The following is a 16,200-nucleotide window of genomic DNA, read 5'->3' as shown; positions in this document are numbered from 1 at the left end:
ACAGGATGGGATTAGAAGTAGTAGATTAGAACTGCACGTTGAAGCCCAGCCGGTAGGTGCGCGCCTGCGGGTAGTTGCCGTAGTCGACGCCGTAAGCCAGGGGGCTGTTGTAGAACGCCGCAGTCGATATTTCGGGGTCGTAGCCCGTGTACTTGGTGATGGTAAACACGTTGTCCACCGAGACGAACACGCGGGCACCGGTCAACTTGGCCTTGCCCAGCAAACCCTGGGGCAGCGTGTAGCCCAGCTCCATGTTGCGGGCCCGCAGGTAGCTGGCGTCTTCCACGTAGCGGCTGCTCATGCGGTCATTGCCGTTGGTGTCGGTCGAGGTTACGCGGGGCTGGTCGCTGTTGGGGTTGCTGGGCGTCCAGCGGTCCATGCGGCTGGCGTAGAAGTTGCTCCACACGCCCACAAAGTCAGCCGATTTGTTCAGGTTAAAGCCCGCCCCGTTCAGGGCTTCGGCGCCTTGCACCCCGTAGAGCAACACCTTGAAGTCGAAGCCCGCGTAGTTCAGGCCCAGCGAGCCGCCGTAGGTAAAGTCGGGGGTGCCGCTACCCAGGTACGTGTAGTCGGCGGCCGTAATCACGCCGTCGCCGTTGGTGTCCTGGTAGCGCACGTCACCAGGTTGGGCCCCAGGCTGTACCAGGTCTCCGGCCGCGTTTCGGTAGGTGTCAATTTCGTTCTGGCTACGAAATACACCCTGGGCCTGTAAGCCGTAGAAGAACGCAATTTCGCGGCCCACGTCGGTGAGCGTGGTATTGTTGATTTGCGGGAGCACGTTGCCGCTGGCAATGGGGTTGCCACCGCCCAGGCTGGTCACTACGTTGTTGATTTTGGTGAAGTTAAGCCCCACGTTGTACTGCAGCTTGCCTATCTCGTTGCGGTAGTTCAGGGCCAGCTCCAGGCCACGGTTGCGCAGGGCGCCCACGTTGGCAGGAGCAGGAGCCTGGCCCACGTAGTCGGGCACCGGCAGCAGGGCAATCATGTCCTGGGTGCGGCGCTCAAAGTAGTCGGCCGTAAACGTCAGTCGGCTGTCGAACAGCTCGGCATCCAGGCCCACGTCGGTAGTAATGGCCGTTTCCCACTTCAGGTCCGGGTTGTTGATCTGGCTGATGGCCAGGCCCGGCGCGGGGACTCCGTTAAAGGAGTAGGTCTGGTTGTTGGTGGCCACCGAGGCATAACCGTAGTTGGGGGCGGCGTTCTGGTTGCCCACCTGGCCGTAGCTGGCCCGCAGCTTCAGCGCCGATAAGTAGCTCACATCCTTTAGAAACTGCTCGTTGGAGATGTTCCAGGCCGCGCCTACCGACGGAAAATACCCGTTGCGCACCGCCCCCAGGAATTTCGAGGTCTGATCCAGGCGTAGGGTACCTGTTACGAGGTAACGGTCACGGAAATTGTAGTTGGCCCGACCGAAGTACGAGGCTAAGCTGCCGTCGTACTGGCTGCTGCGCACCACGTTGCCGGTGCTGCGCGAGGCCGATGCGTATTGCAGCGAGACATCGGCCGGCACGTTGAAGGCCGTGATGGAAATGCCGTTGCCGTAGCCGCGTTGCGCCTCCTGGCCCAGGGTAGCCGAGAAGGAGCTGTTGTCGGCGAAGGTTTTGGTGTAGTTGGCGTAGTTCGACCACACCCACGAAACGTTCTCGCTGCGCGTCTCAATCAGCGCGCTCTGGGCCCGCTGGTCTACCGGCCCAATGTAGTACTGGGGCTGATATACTTTGGGGTGGTTGTTGAAGTAGTTGATGCCAAACGTGGAGCGGAATGAGAGCCCCTTGAACAGGGCCACATCAATATAGCTACTGCTAAACAGGTTATTGTTCTGCACCTTGTTCAGTTTTTGCTCGTCGAGGTAGCGCGGTACGTTCAGCGCATTGCGCGTGATGTTGTCCTCGTTGTAGGTGCCATTGGGGCCGAACGGGTTAAGAACCGGGTTCGTCTGCAGGGCGTATTGCAGCACCAGGTAAGGCTGCGAGCCTCCCTGCCCATCACCGCTGCCCGTCTGGTTGTTGTTGGTGAAGGTGGCCGCTACGCCCGCCTTAATGCGTTTGGTGAGGACAATATCGTCGTTCACCCGAATCACGAACTTCTTGAAGCCGGAATTCTTAATGATGCCGTCCTGCTGAAAGTAGCTGCCGCTTACCAGGTAGCGGTTCTGCTCGGTGCCGCCCGAGGCAGACAAGCTATAATTAGTAATCAGGCCTTTCTGCGTCACCAGGTCTTGGTAATCAACACCTTCGGCGTTGGTCGCAATGGCTTCTTGCAGTTGTGGGGCGTATTCGGGCAGGGGCCGGCCGGCATTGGTGAAGGCTTCCAGCACGAGCGTTGCGTATTGGGCCGCCGTGGTCAGGGGCAGCGTGCGCCGGACCTGCTGGAAGCCCGTATAGCCCGACAGGTTGAACTGCGTGGCGCCCGCCTTACCGTGCTTGGTGGTGATGAGCACCACGCCGTTGGCCCCGCGCGAGCCGTAGATGGCCGTCGCCGAAGCATCCTTCAAAATCTCCGTCGACTCAATATCGGCCGGCAGTAGAAAGCCGATGTCGCTGGTCTGGATGCCGTCCACCACGTACAGCGGGTCGCTGTTGTTGATGGTGCCCACGCCCCGCACCCGGATGCGCGTGCCCGAACCAGGCTGGCCGCTGTTGGACGTCACTTCCACACCGGCCACGCGGCCTTGCAGCGCCTGCACCGGGTCGGAAGTGGCCACCTGGGTCAGCTGGGCGCCACTCACGGAGGCCACAGAGCCGGTCAGGTCGCTTTTGCGCGCTGTGCCGTAGCCGATAACTACTACTTCGCTCAGGGCCTGCTTGTCTTCGGCCAGCGTCACGCTCAGAGAGGTCGTGGCCCCGCTTACGGGCACTTCCTGGCGGGTGTAGCCCACAAAGCTGAATACCAGCACGCTGTTTTCGGGGGCTTGCAGCGTGAAGCTGCCATCCGGGCCCGTGCCCGTACCGATGGCCGTTCCCTTTACAATGACGGTTACGCCCGGGATACCATCTCCTTTGGCATCCACTACCCGCCCGGAGATGGGCACGTCTGGTCTACCGGCAGCCGTGGTCGCTCCCGCCCGGGAAGCCGCCTGCAACACCACGCGCTTGTTGGCTACTTCGTACTGAATTTTGAGCGGCGCCAACACTTCATCCAGCACGGCCAGCAGCGGCGCATCCTGGGCGTTGATGGTCACCTTGCGGTCGGCACCCACCAGCTGCTGGCTGTACACAAACCGAATGTTGGCCTGCCGGGCAATCTGATTCAGCGTTGCCTTAATTGTTTGGGCTTCTACCCGCAGGGTAATCTTCTGCTCGAGTACTCCCTGGGCCAGGAGCAGGTGGTTAGCGGCGCTTGCAGTAACGGGATGCGCGCCTGCCGCCAGGGCTGGCAGGCACACCAGGGCCGTTTGCAGCAACAGGGCCTTGGCTGCGGGCCAGGCAGGCGGTGGGAAGTGTACAGCTTTTTTCATGGATGGGGAAATATGTTGTGGGAATTCGAAAAAAAGCACGGGTAGGAGAGGAGCGGAGCTGCGCAATCGATTGAGTAAATAGATGATAGAGATAAATAGCTGATATGTAAACAGATGGCGATTCTTGTAAGCACCGGTGGGAACCGGGTATTAGCTGCCTAGCTGCCTAGCTGGCTTTGGCAGCCTTCGCTGTGAATCAGGATGTCGGCGTCGGAGAGTGTGTAGTAAGCCCCCAGCGACTTGCACAGCAGACCCAGCTTTTCAAACAGGGGCTCGTCGTAGAAAGTGATGCTGACGGTGCAGTTAGCCAGTTTGGCCTTATCATAGATGATGGCCACCCCATAGGCTTTTTCCAGCGCCCCCAGCACTTCGGCCACGGGCCGCGCCTCAAACTCGAAGGATTGGGGCACCAGGACTACCGGCCGGTCCACCAGTTCCTTCTGCAGGCGCCGCCGGGCGGCCGAATACACCACCTGCTGGTTGGGCAGCAGCAGCACGCCCTGGGCCGCCGGGTGCGCGGGCGAAGCTTCCAGCTGCGCACCCTCCCGCGCCTGAACGGCCACCTTGCCTTCCTGCACCGCCACCGAGGCTTGCTGGCCGCCCGCGTAGGCTTTCACGCGGAAGCTGGTGCCGAGCACCGTGGTGAGCACCTGCTTGGTAAACACCAGAAAGGGCCGTTTGGGATTTTTGCTGACCTGAAAGAAGGCTTCGCCTTCTAGGTACACTTCCCGCCGGGGGCCCGCCAGGGCCGTACGGTAGCGCAGGCTACTGCCCGGGTGCAGGCTGATGTGGCTGCTATCGGGCAGCAGCAAGTGCTGTACCTGCCGGGTCGGGTTGGTTTGCCGTATCCAGCCATTCGCCGAAGCAACTGCAGTCAGGCGGGCGGGGGCCGGCAAACGTGTGGTAGCCAGCAGCAGCAAGCCAATGCTGACTGCCAGCAAGGCCAGGGCGGCGGCCCAGCGCAACGGTGCTGGCCACAGCACCACCACCCGGGGCTCGGGTGTGGCAGGGAGCCGATGGGTCATCAGCCGCGCCCAGATGGCTTGTTCTACATCCGCCTGATGTTGGGCGCGCACCTCTTGCCCCTCCGCCTGCTCAAGCTGGTCGTACCAGTGCTCGACCAGTACCTTTTCCTCCGCCGTACACTGCCCGCTCAAGTAGCGTTGCAGGAGCTTATGAAATTCCGGTTCTGTCACGGGGAAAGGGTTTGACGGGTTGCTACTTAGGAAGTCACCCAAGTCGCCGATTACCCTCAACCCAGCCGTAATTATTTTTTATCCGCGTGATGCGATTCCTTCTTATTTGATAGTAAAAGGCTTATTATAAATAATTTAACTACTTGATAAAAAACCAGATGGGCCATAGTAGCAGGAAATTGCGCAAGTAGAGCCGCATTAGTTTGAGCGACTTCCGAAGGTGGTATTCCACCGTCTTCTCAGATAAGTTTACGCGCACCGATATTTCGGGTATGGTGTACTGCTCCAGCCGGCTTAGGCGAAAAACCTCCTGAGCTTTTTCAGAAAGGTGCTGCATACCCGCCGCCAGCGCCTCATTCAGATCATTCAGCGCTACGGTTGCTTCCGTACCCGGGTCGGCGTCGGTGTGGTGGAGACGGCAGAAAAGCTCGTAGCTCGTCCGGACTTTCTCGGACTTGATGTAGTTGATAATGCGATAGCGCAGGGCCGAAAACAGGTAGGGACTCAGCTGCTGGATGTGGACATCAGTGCGTTTGCTCCACAAGGTTTCGAACAAATCCTGTACCAGTTCCTCGGCTGTCTCCCGGTTTTTGAGCTTGCCGTACGCCACATTAAACAGCTGATAACTGTAGCGCTTATACAGTTCCGCAAAAGCTGCTTCATCGCCCGCATTCATTGCCTCGAGCAAGGCCGCATCCGGCCGGGAAGCATGATCTGGTAGAGTAGCGGACTTCACACTGCTTGCTAGTTAACACACATGGAGAGTGACAGCGAATATACAATTGACTGTCAATTTAGTTCCACTATCAAGCTCCGGCAGCCGCCCGGTGTTTACCCGTAAGCAAGAATGTGTTACTAGCAGCTACTGGTTCAACTTCTGGTAGAAGTACCACGCACGAGAACGTGGCTTGGCTTCTCCCCACTTTTCGATGCTTTCACCCTTTTAGCCTTAGGTGAAAAAACAATTCAAAAGCCGCATTTAACGACTATAGGCTACACATGCAGTTACTGCATGGCAATGAGTCAGGCTAGCAGCGGGAAAGCAAACGACATAGAGCGGCGAGTTAATCAGGTCGGAATTTTGGTCCTCGACAAGTACAGCCCAAATATTTTGAGCCCGCTGCCACCGGCAGCCAAAGGGCCGCTACCATGGGGTAGAGCACCGTGCGAACCAGCAGCAGAAGCAGGAACGACTTGTGGCGAAAGTCGCTGCCGATGACAAACACTTCGCCTAATCCGACGAACAGCCTCACATCCCACCCGGTGAACGCATGACGCACCAGTAAACTCAATTCCTGCTGTAACAGGCCGAAACGCAGGAACAAATAGTACTTCGGGCATGATAAGGGCCTGATGTCCTACGGCTTTCTCGATAACCGGCACCGGCTGTTTTATTCGATGATCTTCACTTCTGCTACCCGGAAAACCCCCTATCTGGTCGATGGCCTGCTGCCTAACGACCTGGTGGAATTGACCATGCACAGCACCGATACCCACGGCTTTTACCGAAGTCGCCTTCGCCGTGACGTACCTGATTTAAGTGGCCTTTGCCCCGCGCAACCAGTCGTTTCAGGATCAGCAGCTGTGGCCTTCGCCGGCCTGGACGTATCCGACTTGGCCGCGTACGCCCCGCGGCTGGGCAAGCCCCTGAACCGGGGAGTGCGGGAAACCATCCTGCGGCTCACCCTCAGCCTCTGTGCTCAAGCGCCTCAATTCCTATTCCCGGCACCACCCGCTCCATCTGGCGCTGCGCGAGTTGGGGCGAACCGTGCGCACCGAGTTCCTGCTGCGCTACATGGACGACCAGGACCTGCGCTGGGCGCATTGACGACCAGTTGGACAAGCTGGAAAGCATCCACCAGTTCGCTTACGCCGTGTTATATAGGCAAAACGGGCAGATTCCTTACGCTGGCGAGCAAGAGCAGCAGCTGCCTGCAAACAGCTGGTGCAGAATGTGCCTGTGTGCTGGAGCTGCTTGTCCCTGAACCAGCAGTTGTTCCAGGCCCCGCCTGTAACCAAAGCAAATGGGACTTTGTGGAGCAATTGTCTATGAAACGGACTGTCACTCCACAAAATAGATACCTGATGAGATTGTTCTGTATCTTATATGATTGATATTCAACCATATAATATCATGGCGCTGTATTGGCAGCAAAGAGTGTACTCTACGAAGAGGCTTTCTTTCTCCAAAAGAACAACAGTATGGTGCCACATTTCCTCCGGATTCAACAACCCGCCTCCCTGCTCCCTGAGCGTAGCTGCACGACCAATCGGGGCCTGGGCCGCCAAGTACGCGCCGTTGGACTGCTACTGGCAGCAGTGGGCAGCGGCGGAGCGGCCCAGGCCCAGCAGGCACCTTGGCAATGGCTGGTGCAAAGCGCCGAAACCCGCTCGGCCGTGCTGCAACGCCTGACCACCGACGTGGCGGGCAGTGTGTACATGACCGGCCGGTTTACGGGGCAGATTCGGTTTGGTACTACGCGGCTGGTCAGCCAGGGGCGCAGCGACACGTTTGTGGCCAAGCTGACGGCCGGCGGGCAGTGGGCCTGGGCCGTGGCCGCCGGTGGTGCGGAAAATGACGGTGCCACCGACCTGACCCTGGATAACGACGGTAACCTATTAGTTGCGGGCTCATTTGGTGGGCAGGCCACCTTTGGTGGTCGGCAGGTAACGAGTAACGGCGGCCAGGATGTGTTTGTGGCCGCCCTTACCCCGCAGGGCGAGTGGCGCGGCGTACTCACAGCCGGCGGCCCTGAGCAGGATGAAGCGCTGGCCCTGACCATCGACAAGCAGCACAACGTGCTGCTTGGGGGGCGCTTTCAGGGAGAGGCCACTTTCGGCTCCCATCGGTTGCACGCGACGGCGGGCAATGATGGGTTCGTGGCCCGGCTGGGCGAAGGCGGCTCCTGGAGTTGGGCAACCCAACTCGGGGCCACGGAGCAGGGCGCCGTCCGGCGCATGGTGGTGGATACGCAGGGCGCTATTGTGGTGACCGGCTACGTGGGCGGCACCGGGCAGTTCGGCACCCACCCGCTCGTCAGCCAGGGCACGCACAATGCCTTCGTGGCCAAGCTGAACGGGGCCGGTGCCTGGCAGTGGGCTACGGGTGCGCGCAGTGAGAGCACCACGTATGGCAACGCCTTAGCCTTAGATGAGCAGGACCGGATTTACGTGACGGGCTCCTGCAGCGGGCCGACGGCGTTTGGCCCCCATCAGGTTACCAGCCATGGGGGCGATGATACCTACGTGGCCCGCCTGAGCGCAGCCGGCCAGTGGCAGTGGGTTACCAGTGTGCAAGGCCCGGCCCTGGAGGCTGGCCGTGACTTGGCCCTCTCGGCCCTTGGTACGCTGTACGTGGTGGGCAGTAGCAGCCCGGCTGCCACCTGCCCCGGCACTGTCCTGGCCGGCAAGGGTGGCCTTGATGTCTTTCTGGCCCGCCTGACCACCGAAGGCAAGTGGCTGAATGTGCAGGCGCTGGGCTCGCAGGGGGCCGATGAAGGCACCGCCCTAGTGCTGGCCCCCAACGGGGAAGCCCTGGTAGGAGGTACGTTCAGCCTTCCGGAACCAGCTTCCGAGGTGACGCCTCAGGTGTTCGTGGGCCGGTTCCGGTTCCCGGTTACTACCCCCCACGACCTGCAATAACCCCTCCCCGCTACACACGACCACCGAAACCGCCTGGATAACCAGGCGGTTTTTTGCGTTGCCGCGCCCGCTGCCCCAGCTCAAAAAAATGACTTTTTTTGAGGCTATAAAAAATATCGGAATCGAAAAACCGTTAGTAGCTGTTCCGTCGTAAGCTCCCTTCGCTATCAGGCCCAAGCGTGTGGGCGAAGGATGCCAATTTTTTCGCAAGAAGTTGCTGATCAGCGCAATCTGGTTTTTGAAATCATTTGCATTATCTTTCCTGTGTAATGCCACTTTACCATCTCCTGTACCACAGCTGCGCCAGTGAGGCCTTCACGAGTGAAGAGCTGCCCCGGCTGTTGCAGCAGTCAAGCCTTATCAATCAGTCAGTAGGTATCACGGGCCTGCTGCTGTACACGCCCAATGGCCGCTTCGCTCAACTGCTGGAAGGCTCCAGGCAGCAGGTCCTGGATATTTACCAGCGCATCGTGCACGACCGCCGCAACCATTCCTGCGAGGTGCTCGTGGAAGGCCCGTGGTCGAGAAGGAGCTTCACTAGCTGGTACGTAGGCTTGGCTGACACCAATCTAGCCCCCAAAGGCCTGCCGATGGTGTGCGTGGACTTTCAGCAACTTCCCACTTTCCTGACTCAGGTGGCCCCCACGCGCCCCATGCTCGTGCATCAGTTGCTGAGCTTCGTGGAACCTTTCCTACCGGCCGCATCCTACTAGCCGGCCACAAACGGTCCTAGCAGGCTCTATTTTCTGGATTTCACTCCAGGAAATAGAGCCTTTCTTTTTTAGTAAATTATTTTAAAAAGCTGATATAAAGCATCTTAGATATCAATTCATAGGGTGGCACGCTCCTCGCCTCTGGTAGGCCAAACGTACCGCTATGCACCCAGATCAACCCAAGATTTTCCTCGTCGACGACGACCTGTTCTGCCTCAAGCTGATGGAGCAAGCCATCCGCAGCCAGGGTTACCACGATATCCAGACCTTCGACAACGGCTCCGACTGTCTCAACAGCCTCACTGAGGAGCCCGATATTATTTTCCTGGACCAGATGATGGGCAGCGTGTCGGGGATGGACGCGCTCAAGGCCATCAAGCGCTTCAACCCCGATATTTTCGTGGTGTTCGTGAGCGGGCAGCAGCAGGTGGAAGTGGCCGTGGAGTCGCTCAAGTTCGGGGCCTTCGACTACATCGTAAAAAACGAAACCCAGCGCACCAAGCTCAACTCGGTGCTGGAGAAGATTATGCTGGTGCGCGAGCGGCTGAACCAGCGCAAGCCCGCCCGGAGCAACCGCTTCTTCTCGCTGTTTCAGTTCTTCTCCTTGCTGCTGACCCTGAGCCTGCTCAGCAGCTGCACCCAGAACCTGTTCCAGGCCGCTGGCCGTAGCAGCCGCCCAACCCAGCCGCCGCTGTCGGCCCCGCTCGACTACCAGTACCGTCTGCGCCCCGACGACCGGCTCACGCTCAGCGTGTGGGACCATGACGAGCTGAGCGTGGGCTCGGTGTACAGCGCCCAGCCCAGCACCGAGCTGGATGGCAAATACCTGCTGGTAGACAACAACGGCGAGGTGACCGTGCCCAAGTTGGGCAAAGTGTCCGTGGGCAGCCTTACGGTGCCCGAGGCCGAGGAAACCCTGAAAGCCCGCTTCGGCAAATCCATTGTAAACCCGCTGGTAACGGTGCAGGTACTCAACAAGGAAGTGACCGTGCTGGGCGAGGTGAATGCCCCCGGTAAGCTGGTGCTTGATAAGGACCGCACCACCCTGGTACAGGTGCTGGGCCGGGCCGGCGACTTCAACAACTACGCCGATAAGCGCTACGTGAAGGTGCTGCGCCAGCAGGGCAGCAAGGTGGAGGAAAATCTGTTCGATCTGACCCGCATGGACCTCTACGTGCAGAGCAACACGCTCATCCTGCCCGGCGACGTGGTGTACGTGCCGGCTAAATCATCCAAGGAGTTTGAACGCAAATCGGGCGGGATTCTGGCCATTGCCTCGGGCCTGAGCGCCATCATCGTAATCACTCGTCTTTTCCTCTCTATCTGATGAACGAACTACAACAAAACCTGCGCCTTCTGCGCCCCGTGTGGCGCGGCCTGCCCCTGATTGCCCTCTGCACGGTGGCGGCCCTGGCCCTGGCCGGCCTGTACCTGCGCTACGCCACCCCGCTCTACGAAAGCACGGCCAAAATCAAGCTGGCCGAGGGCAATGAGGGTGTGGTGAACACCACCCTGCTCAAAACCCAGGATGTGTTTTCGCCCGATAACCGCACCGCCGCCGAAGTGGAGCTGCTGAAGTCGCCGCTGCTGCTGGATAAGGCCCTGGCCCGCCTGGAGCTGGGTACCACCGTGTACCGGCTGGGTCAGTTGCGCAAAACCGAGCTGTACCACGACAACCCCATCAGCGTGCACATGCAGCTGCGCACCCACCGCTGGGAAGATGCGCCGTTCCGCCTCACGGTGCTCTCGCCCCAGAGCGTGGAGCTAACCAGCCCCAGCGGCGAAACCGTGCAGGGCGAATTCAACAGCCTGCTGCACCTGAGCGAGGGCGACGTGGTGGTGGAAAAAAACCTGCCGTTGCTGGCCGGCCGCTCCGAGTTCCCGCTGCTGGATACTTACGAAGTAGTGCACCACTCGCCGGCCCGCCTGCAGGACGCCATCCTCAGCCGCCTCGATATCACCAGCGTGGATAAGGAAACGCCCGTGCTGCGCATCACGTACCGCAGTGCCGTGCCCGAAAAGGCCGCCGACCTGGTGAATGCGTTGTCGCAGGTGTACATGGAGGACTACCTCGAAACCAAGTACAAGGTGGCCAACACCACCGTGGACCTCATCAACAAGCAGCTGCAGACGGTGGGCCGGAACCTGGCCGGCTCCGAAAACTCGCTGGCCGGCTACCGCGACACCAAGCGCATCGTCAACATCGGGCAGCAGACCGATACCGATCTGCACAAAGTAGCCGAGCTGAAGGTGCAGCGCGCCAACCTCGAAATGAGCCTGTCGGCCGCCGAGGACGTGTACCGCCAGATGCAGGCCGGGCACCGCAACGTGCTGGACCTGGCCCCGAGCTTCGCTGCCTTCAACGACAACGCCTCCAGCGACATCGTGCGCAAGATGAAGGACTTGCAGGCCGAGCGCCGCGACCTGCTGCTGCGCTTCACGCCCGAGGATGAGCAGGTGCAGTCGCTGGACCGCAAGCTGGCCGACCTGAACGGGCATCTGCTGGAAAGCATCCGCAGCACCCGCAATACGCTGGCCGTGAAGCGGCAGCAGCTGGACCAGGCCATCGGTCAGGCTGAGCAGGTGTTCACCGGCCTGCCCGGCCGCGAGAAAAACCTGGCCATTCTGGAGCGTAACCTGCAGCTGAACGAGAAGCTCTACACCTTCCTGCACGAGAAGGAAACCGAGGCCCAGATTGCCCGCGCCGCGCCCAGCTCCTCGCACCGCATCATTGCCACCGGCCTGGTGCCCCAGGAGCCCATTGCTCCCAACCCCGTGCTGATTTTCACGGTGGCCGGCTTCCTGGGCCTGATTGCCGGGGTAGTGCTGGTGTACGTGCTGGATACGGCCCGCGCCACGCCCCAGGACACGCTGCGGCTGCAGCGCAACACCCGCCTGCCGCTGGCCGCCGCGCTGCCGCTGCTGCCCGAGCCCGCCATGCAGCTGGCCTACTTCCGCCAGCTGGTAACGCGCCTGGAGCTGAAAGGGCTGCTGCGCGAAGGCACCAAAGTAGTAGTGTCGGACTTCAGTGGCACCGAGGGCCAGGCCTTCTTCTTCCGCCACTTCTCGACGGCCCTCGCCGAGCACGGCCGCCGCTGCCGCAGCATCACCCTCCACGACCGCGCGTCGCTCAACCCCGAGGCCCTGCCCAACGAAGTGATGCTCATCCGCAACCTGCCCCTGGACGCCGACAGCCACAGCCTGGCCGTGATGGCCGGGGCCGATGTGAACCTGGTAGTGGTGGACAGCCTGCGCACGCCCCTCACGCGCCTCTCCGAGCTGGAGCAGCTCATGGACGAGTATAACCTGCCCAACGTGCAGTGCTGCCTGAACCGCGAAAACTACCGCCCCGGCTTCCTGGCCTGCCTGTGGCCGCGCCTGGCCGTGGCCGCCCCCGCAACCCGTCGTGGTGAAGTTCGCGCTGGCGCTCCCGCTACGGCGTAGCGTCTGGCAGGTACTGCCCGCCCGCTACTGGGTGGTAGCCGACCAGGCCACCGTGAGCGGTACCACGTTCCTGACCAATCTGTTTGTAGCCCGGATGCTGGGGCTGAGCACCTTCGGGGAGTTCAGTGCCTGGCAGATGGGGCTGCTGCTGCTGCTGGCGGCGCAGGGGGCACTCATCACCCAGCCCATGCAGGTGGTGCTGGCCACGGTGCCGGCGACCAACCGCGCCGCCTACCGCCGGGCGCTGCTGGGTATGCAGGGCGGCTTTGGGGTGGCGGCGGCCGGTCTCGCCACCGGGGCTGCGCTGCTGCTGCGGCCCCAGGCCGGGGCCGTGCTGGTAGCCTTCCTGGTGTACCTGGCTACTGCCATCCTGCAGGATACGGTGCGCAAGCTGCTGCTGGCCGAAGACCGGGTGCCGCTGGCCCTGCTCACCGATGCCGTATCGTGCGGAGGGCAGCTGCTGGCGCTGCTGGCCTGGGTGGCCGCTGGCCGGTCCGCCACGCTGGCGGCCGTGTTCTGGGTGATGGGGTTGACCACGCTGCCGGCCCTGGCGCTGGGGCTGCCGGCCCTGCTCCGGGACCGGAGTGCCGGCCCCGGCTGGACCACCTTCGCCCGCCAACACTGGCAACAGGCCCGCTGGCTGCTGCCCACGGCGGCTCTGCAATGGTTGTCGGGCAATGTGCTGCTGGTGCTGGCGGGGCTGAGCACGCCGCTGGCCACGCTGGGCATTCTGCGACTCGCCCAAACTATCATGGGCGTGTTCAACGTGGGTTTGCAGGCGGCCGAAAACTACGTGCTGCCCCGCCTGAGCCTGAGCCTGCGCCGCAGCGAGGCCGAGTTCCGGCGGCAGCGCGCCCGCCTCACCCGCCTCATGCTGGGGCTGGCTGCCGGCCCGCTGCTGGCCCTGGCCCTGCTGGCCGACCCGCTGGTACGCTGGGTGCAGTCGGCGGAGGCGGCCCACAGCAGCGTGCTGCGCTGGTGCTGCCTGCTGTACGTGGTCATTCTGCTGGTGTACCCGCTGCGCCTCACGGTGCGGCTGCTGCCCAGTGCCCGGCCCTACTTCGTGGGCTACGCGCTCAGCATCGGCTTCTCGGTGCTCAGTGCCCGCTGGCTGCTCACGCACTACCAGGCCACGGGCGTGGTAGTGGGCTGGATTGGGGCTCAGCTGGTGCTGGGCCTGTACTGGAGTCTGATTTTATCCCGCCGACCTTCTTTTCAACACCCTCATGGTTAGTATTCCCGAATTCCTGATCCTCCCGCAGGCGGCCGACGCGCCCACCGAGCTGGAGCCCGATATCCGCATTATTCACCTGATTTTGGGCAAAGCCAACCCCGAGCGCATGAACGGCGTGAACAAGGTGGTACATGCCCTGGCCACCCAGCAGTACCGCGCCGGCTGGAACGTGGAGGTGTGGGGCATCACCCACGACCGGGAAGTAAACTACCCGCCCCGCGAGTTTGCCACCTCCCTGTTCCGGGCCTGCCGCAGTCCGTTTCAGCTCGATGAGGAGCTAGTAGCGGCTCTGGAAACCATCGAGGACAAGACGGTGATTCACCTGCACGGGGGCTTTATTCCGGTGTACCACACGCTGGCCCGCAAGCTCACTGAGCTCAACCTCTGCTACGTGCTTACGCCCCACGGCAGCTACAGCGCGGCGGCCATGCACAAAAGCCGGCTGATGAAGCGCCTCTACATGCAGCTCTACGAGCGGTTTCTGCTCACCCACGCCGCCCAGGTGCAGTGCCTGGGCCACAGCGAGGTGCGCGGCCTGCAGCAGCTGCCCAACGAGGTACGCACCTGCCTGCTGCCCTACGGCTTCGAGATTCCCGCGCCCCTGAACCTGCCGGACCGCGACGAGCCCCGGGGCATCTTCCGCGTGGGCTTCTGCGGCCGCCTCGATGAGCGGCACAAGGGCCTGAGCTGCCTGATCAAGGGCTTTGCCGAGTTTGCCCGCCGCACACCCGGCGTGGAGCTCTGGATTATCGGCGACGGGCCCGACCGCAAGCGGGTGGAGCAATGGGCGGCTGAGGCCCCCAAAGGCAAAATCAAGCTACTGGGCAGCCGGTTCGGGGATGAGAAGATGGGGTTGTTGTCGCAGCTGGATGTGTTTGCCCACCCCTCGCACTACGAGGGCCTGCCCACGGCCGTGCTGGAAGCAGCCACCCTGGGCGTGCCTTGTCTGGTAACGGAGGCCACCAATTTCGGCTCCTACATCCGCGACTTCGATTGTGGCCTGGTGCTGCCCACCGCCGACCCCGAGCTGCTGACCGAGGGCCTCGACCGGCTGCGCCGCCAGTGGCTGAATGTGCCCCGCCGCCAGCTCGCCCAGCGCTGCCACGCCATGGTTACCACGGCCTTCTACTGGCCCACCCTGCTCCACGAGTATCAGCGCATGTACCGCCGCGCCTACTATGCTTAAAACCTCTACATCCTCCAACCACCACCGGCTGCTGCGTACCGTGCAGGTGCTGCTCACCCTGATTCTGCTCATCAAGCTGGCCGGCTTCTTCACCTGGAGCGAGGACGTGGGCCTGACGCGCGTCCTCAAAATCGGCTCCCGCCTGGCCATGACGCTGGCCGCCGCCGGCGTGAGCCAGTGGCTGCAGCGGCGCGGGGCGGTGGCCGCCTGGCGGTGGCAGCACAGCTTGGCCGTGCTGCTCTACGGGGCCTACCTGCTGCTGGGCCTGGCCTCACTGCTGTGGTCGGGCAACCCCGGCTACTCCCTGCTGCAGCTGCTGATGGTGATGGAAACCCTGGTGTTCGCCTACTTCTACGCGCAGTGCTTTGTGCTGCTGGATACGTTCTACGCGGGCAGCAACATCCATTTTGCCCGGGTGGTGGGCAACGCCTGCTGCTGGCTGGTGCTGGGCTTCCTGGTGGGGGCCGTGGTGGCGCCCGATACGTTTTACCGCCTCACCCACGGCGGCGAGGAGGCCCGGCTGGGCGGCTTTATGATGAACCCCAACGAGCTGGGAATGCTGTGCGTGGTGGGGGCCTCCTGCCTGGGCTTTAACTTCTACCAGGGCCACCGCCCGCGCCTGACGCTGCTGCAGCTGTTGCCGCTGGTGGTGGCCCTGGTACTCACCGGCTCCCGCTCCTCGCTGGCGGGCTTCGGGCTGGTGCTGTTCTTCCACCTGCGCCAAGCCGGCCGCCGCTGGCAGCTGCTGGCCCTGGGCGGGGTAGGGGCCAGCCTGCCGCTGCTGGCCGGGCTGGTAGTGAAGCAGGGCGGGCTGGAGGAAGTGCTCAGCCTCACCGGCCGCCTCCCGTTCTGGCAGGCCCTGCTCACCGAGGGCCTGCCCCGCGAGCCACTGCTGGGCTACGGCTTTATGCGCATTGCCTACGGCGAGTATTTCCAGAGCACCCATACCTACGCCGCCCAAATGACGCACAACACCTTCATTCAGGTGCTGCTGAACCTAGGTATGGTGGGCTTCGGTGTGGTGCTGGCTCAGCTGCTGCTGCTGGTGCGCGGGGCCCTGCAAAGCCCCGATAAGCAGGCCCGACTGCTGTTCGTGGGGCTGCTGATTCCGCTGCTGATCAACTCCTTCACCGAGTTCGGGATTTTCGGGCAGTCCAACTTCGGCATCCTGTTCTACCAGCTGCTCATCTTCCTGACCTGCCTGCGCTTCAACTCCCGCCTGACGGCTCCCGAGCGCCGGGTGCTGCGCCTGCGCCGCCCCGAACTGGCGTTGCTGCCCACGGCCGGCTAACTAGGCGGCCCGCATTCGCCAGCAACCAGTTCGGGTA

The 16,200-nt window shown here is 62.0% G+C and carries 12 protein-coding genes and 1 pseudogene; 9 read left to right on the top strand and 4 right to left on the bottom strand.

Annotated features, from left to right (window positions below; genetic code table 11):
• Positions 1 to 25: 25 nt before the first annotated feature.
• The 4 genes from HSW_RS00945 to HSW_RS00930 form a co-directional block, all read right to left on the bottom strand.
• A complete protein-coding gene (locus tag HSW_RS00945) occupies positions 26 to 3,457 on the bottom strand; it encodes a TonB-dependent receptor (protein ID WP_052345961.1) in 3,432 nt (1,143 codons plus the stop codon).
• A gap of 158 nt (positions 3,458 to 3,615) precedes the next feature.
• The gene (locus tag HSW_RS00940) at positions 3,616 to 4,653 is read right to left on the bottom strand and encodes a FecR family protein (RefSeq protein ID WP_155832753.1); all 1,038 of its coding nucleotides are present in this window, start codon (positions 4,651 to 4,653) and stop codon (positions 3,616 to 3,618) included.
• 139 nt (positions 4,654 to 4,792) lie between these two features.
• Positions 4,793 to 5,389 (bottom strand): RNA polymerase sigma factor, encoded by a 597-nt coding sequence (locus tag HSW_RS00935; RefSeq protein WP_262489377.1) that lies wholly within the window; start codon positions 5,387 to 5,389, stop codon positions 4,793 to 4,795.
• Between the two features lie 328 nt (positions 5,390 to 5,717).
• Positions 5,718 to 5,978, bottom strand: a complete 261-nt coding sequence (locus HSW_RS00930; protein ID WP_044000404.1) for a hypothetical protein — start codon at positions 5,976 to 5,978, stop codon at positions 5,718 to 5,720.
• 16 nt (positions 5,979 to 5,994) lie between these two features.
• Here HSW_RS00930 and HSW_RS25130 point away from each other — a divergent pair.
• From HSW_RS25130 to HSW_RS00895, 9 genes and pseudogenes are all read left to right on the top strand, one after another.
• Positions 5,995 to 6,144 (top strand): annotated as a pseudogene (locus HSW_RS25130) (hypothetical protein); the annotation flags it as partial.
• Positions 6,145 to 6,349: 205 nt separating this feature from the next.
• Complete coding sequence (locus HSW_RS23320; RefSeq protein ID WP_081768197.1) at positions 6,350 to 6,481, top strand: Tn3 family transposase; 132 nt, start codon at positions 6,350 to 6,352, stop codon at positions 6,479 to 6,481.
• Between the two features lie 374 nt (positions 6,482 to 6,855).
• Positions 6,856 to 8,295 carry a hypothetical protein gene (locus HSW_RS00925; protein WP_044000403.1) on the top strand — a complete coding sequence of 480 codons (1,440 nt, stop codon included), beginning with the start codon at positions 6,856 to 6,858 and terminating at the stop codon, positions 8,293 to 8,295.
• A 269-nt stretch (positions 8,296 to 8,564) separates the two neighbouring features.
• Positions 8,565 to 9,008, top strand: a complete 444-nt coding sequence (locus tag HSW_RS22290) for a BLUF domain-containing protein (RefSeq protein WP_052345958.1) — start codon at positions 8,565 to 8,567, stop codon at positions 9,006 to 9,008.
• 163 nt (positions 9,009 to 9,171) lie between these two features.
• Complete coding sequence (locus HSW_RS23315) at positions 9,172 to 10,335, top strand: response regulator (RefSeq protein WP_071883031.1); 1,164 nt, start codon at positions 9,172 to 9,174, stop codon at positions 10,333 to 10,335.
• On the top strand, positions 10,335 to 12,452 hold the full coding sequence (locus tag HSW_RS00910) for a Wzz/FepE/Etk N-terminal domain-containing protein (protein WP_044000402.1): 2,118 nt from the start codon (positions 10,335 to 10,337) through the stop codon (positions 12,450 to 12,452). The genes HSW_RS23315 and HSW_RS00910 overlap by 1 nt, the downstream gene beginning before the upstream one ends.
• Positions 12,415 to 13,686, top strand: a complete 1,272-nt coding sequence (locus tag HSW_RS00905) for an MATE family efflux transporter (protein WP_044000401.1) — start codon at positions 12,415 to 12,417, stop codon at positions 13,684 to 13,686. Before HSW_RS00910 ends, HSW_RS00905 begins: the two co-directional genes overlap by 38 nt.
• Complete coding sequence (locus HSW_RS00900; protein WP_044000400.1) at positions 13,679 to 14,872, top strand: glycosyltransferase family 4 protein; 1,194 nt, start codon at positions 13,679 to 13,681, stop codon at positions 14,870 to 14,872. The genes HSW_RS00905 and HSW_RS00900 overlap by 8 nt, the downstream gene beginning before the upstream one ends.
• Complete coding sequence (locus tag HSW_RS00895) at positions 14,865 to 16,163, top strand: O-antigen ligase family protein (RefSeq protein WP_044000399.1); 1,299 nt, start codon at positions 14,865 to 14,867, stop codon at positions 16,161 to 16,163. The genes HSW_RS00900 and HSW_RS00895 overlap by 8 nt, the downstream gene beginning before the upstream one ends.
• Positions 16,164 to 16,200 lie beyond the last annotated feature (37 nt).

It is taken from the genome of Hymenobacter swuensis DY53 (assembly GCF_000576555.1).
Lineage (GTDB): Bacteria > Bacteroidota > Bacteroidia > Cytophagales > Hymenobacteraceae > Hymenobacter > Hymenobacter swuensis.
The sequence above is the reverse complement of the archived record's forward strand: the minus strand, read 5'-3'. Positions and strand labels throughout refer to the sequence as shown.

Excerpts from the sequence above, each read along its gene's own strand:
- HSW_RS00945 (WP_052345961.1), bottom strand. The coding sequence starts at position 3,457 with ATGAAAAAAGCTGTACACTTCCCACCGCCTGCCTGGCCCGCAGCCAAG.
- HSW_RS00925 (WP_044000403.1), top strand. The coding sequence starts at position 6,856 with ATGGTGCCACATTTCCTCCGGATTCAACAACCCGCCTCCCTGCTCCCT.
- HSW_RS22290 (WP_052345958.1), top strand. The coding sequence starts at position 8,565 with ATGCCACTTTACCATCTCCTGTACCACAGCTGCGCCAGTGAGGCCTTC.
- HSW_RS23315 (WP_071883031.1), top strand. The coding sequence starts at position 9,172 with ATGCACCCAGATCAACCCAAGATTTTCCTCGTCGACGACGACCTGTTC.
- HSW_RS00910 (WP_044000402.1), top strand. The coding sequence starts at position 10,335 with ATGAACGAACTACAACAAAACCTGCGCCTTCTGCGCCCCGTGTGGCGC.
- HSW_RS00900 (WP_044000400.1), top strand. The coding sequence starts at position 13,679 with ATGGTTAGTATTCCCGAATTCCTGATCCTCCCGCAGGCGGCCGACGCG.
- HSW_RS00895 (WP_044000399.1), top strand. The coding sequence starts at position 14,865 with ATGCTTAAAACCTCTACATCCTCCAACCACCACCGGCTGCTGCGTACC.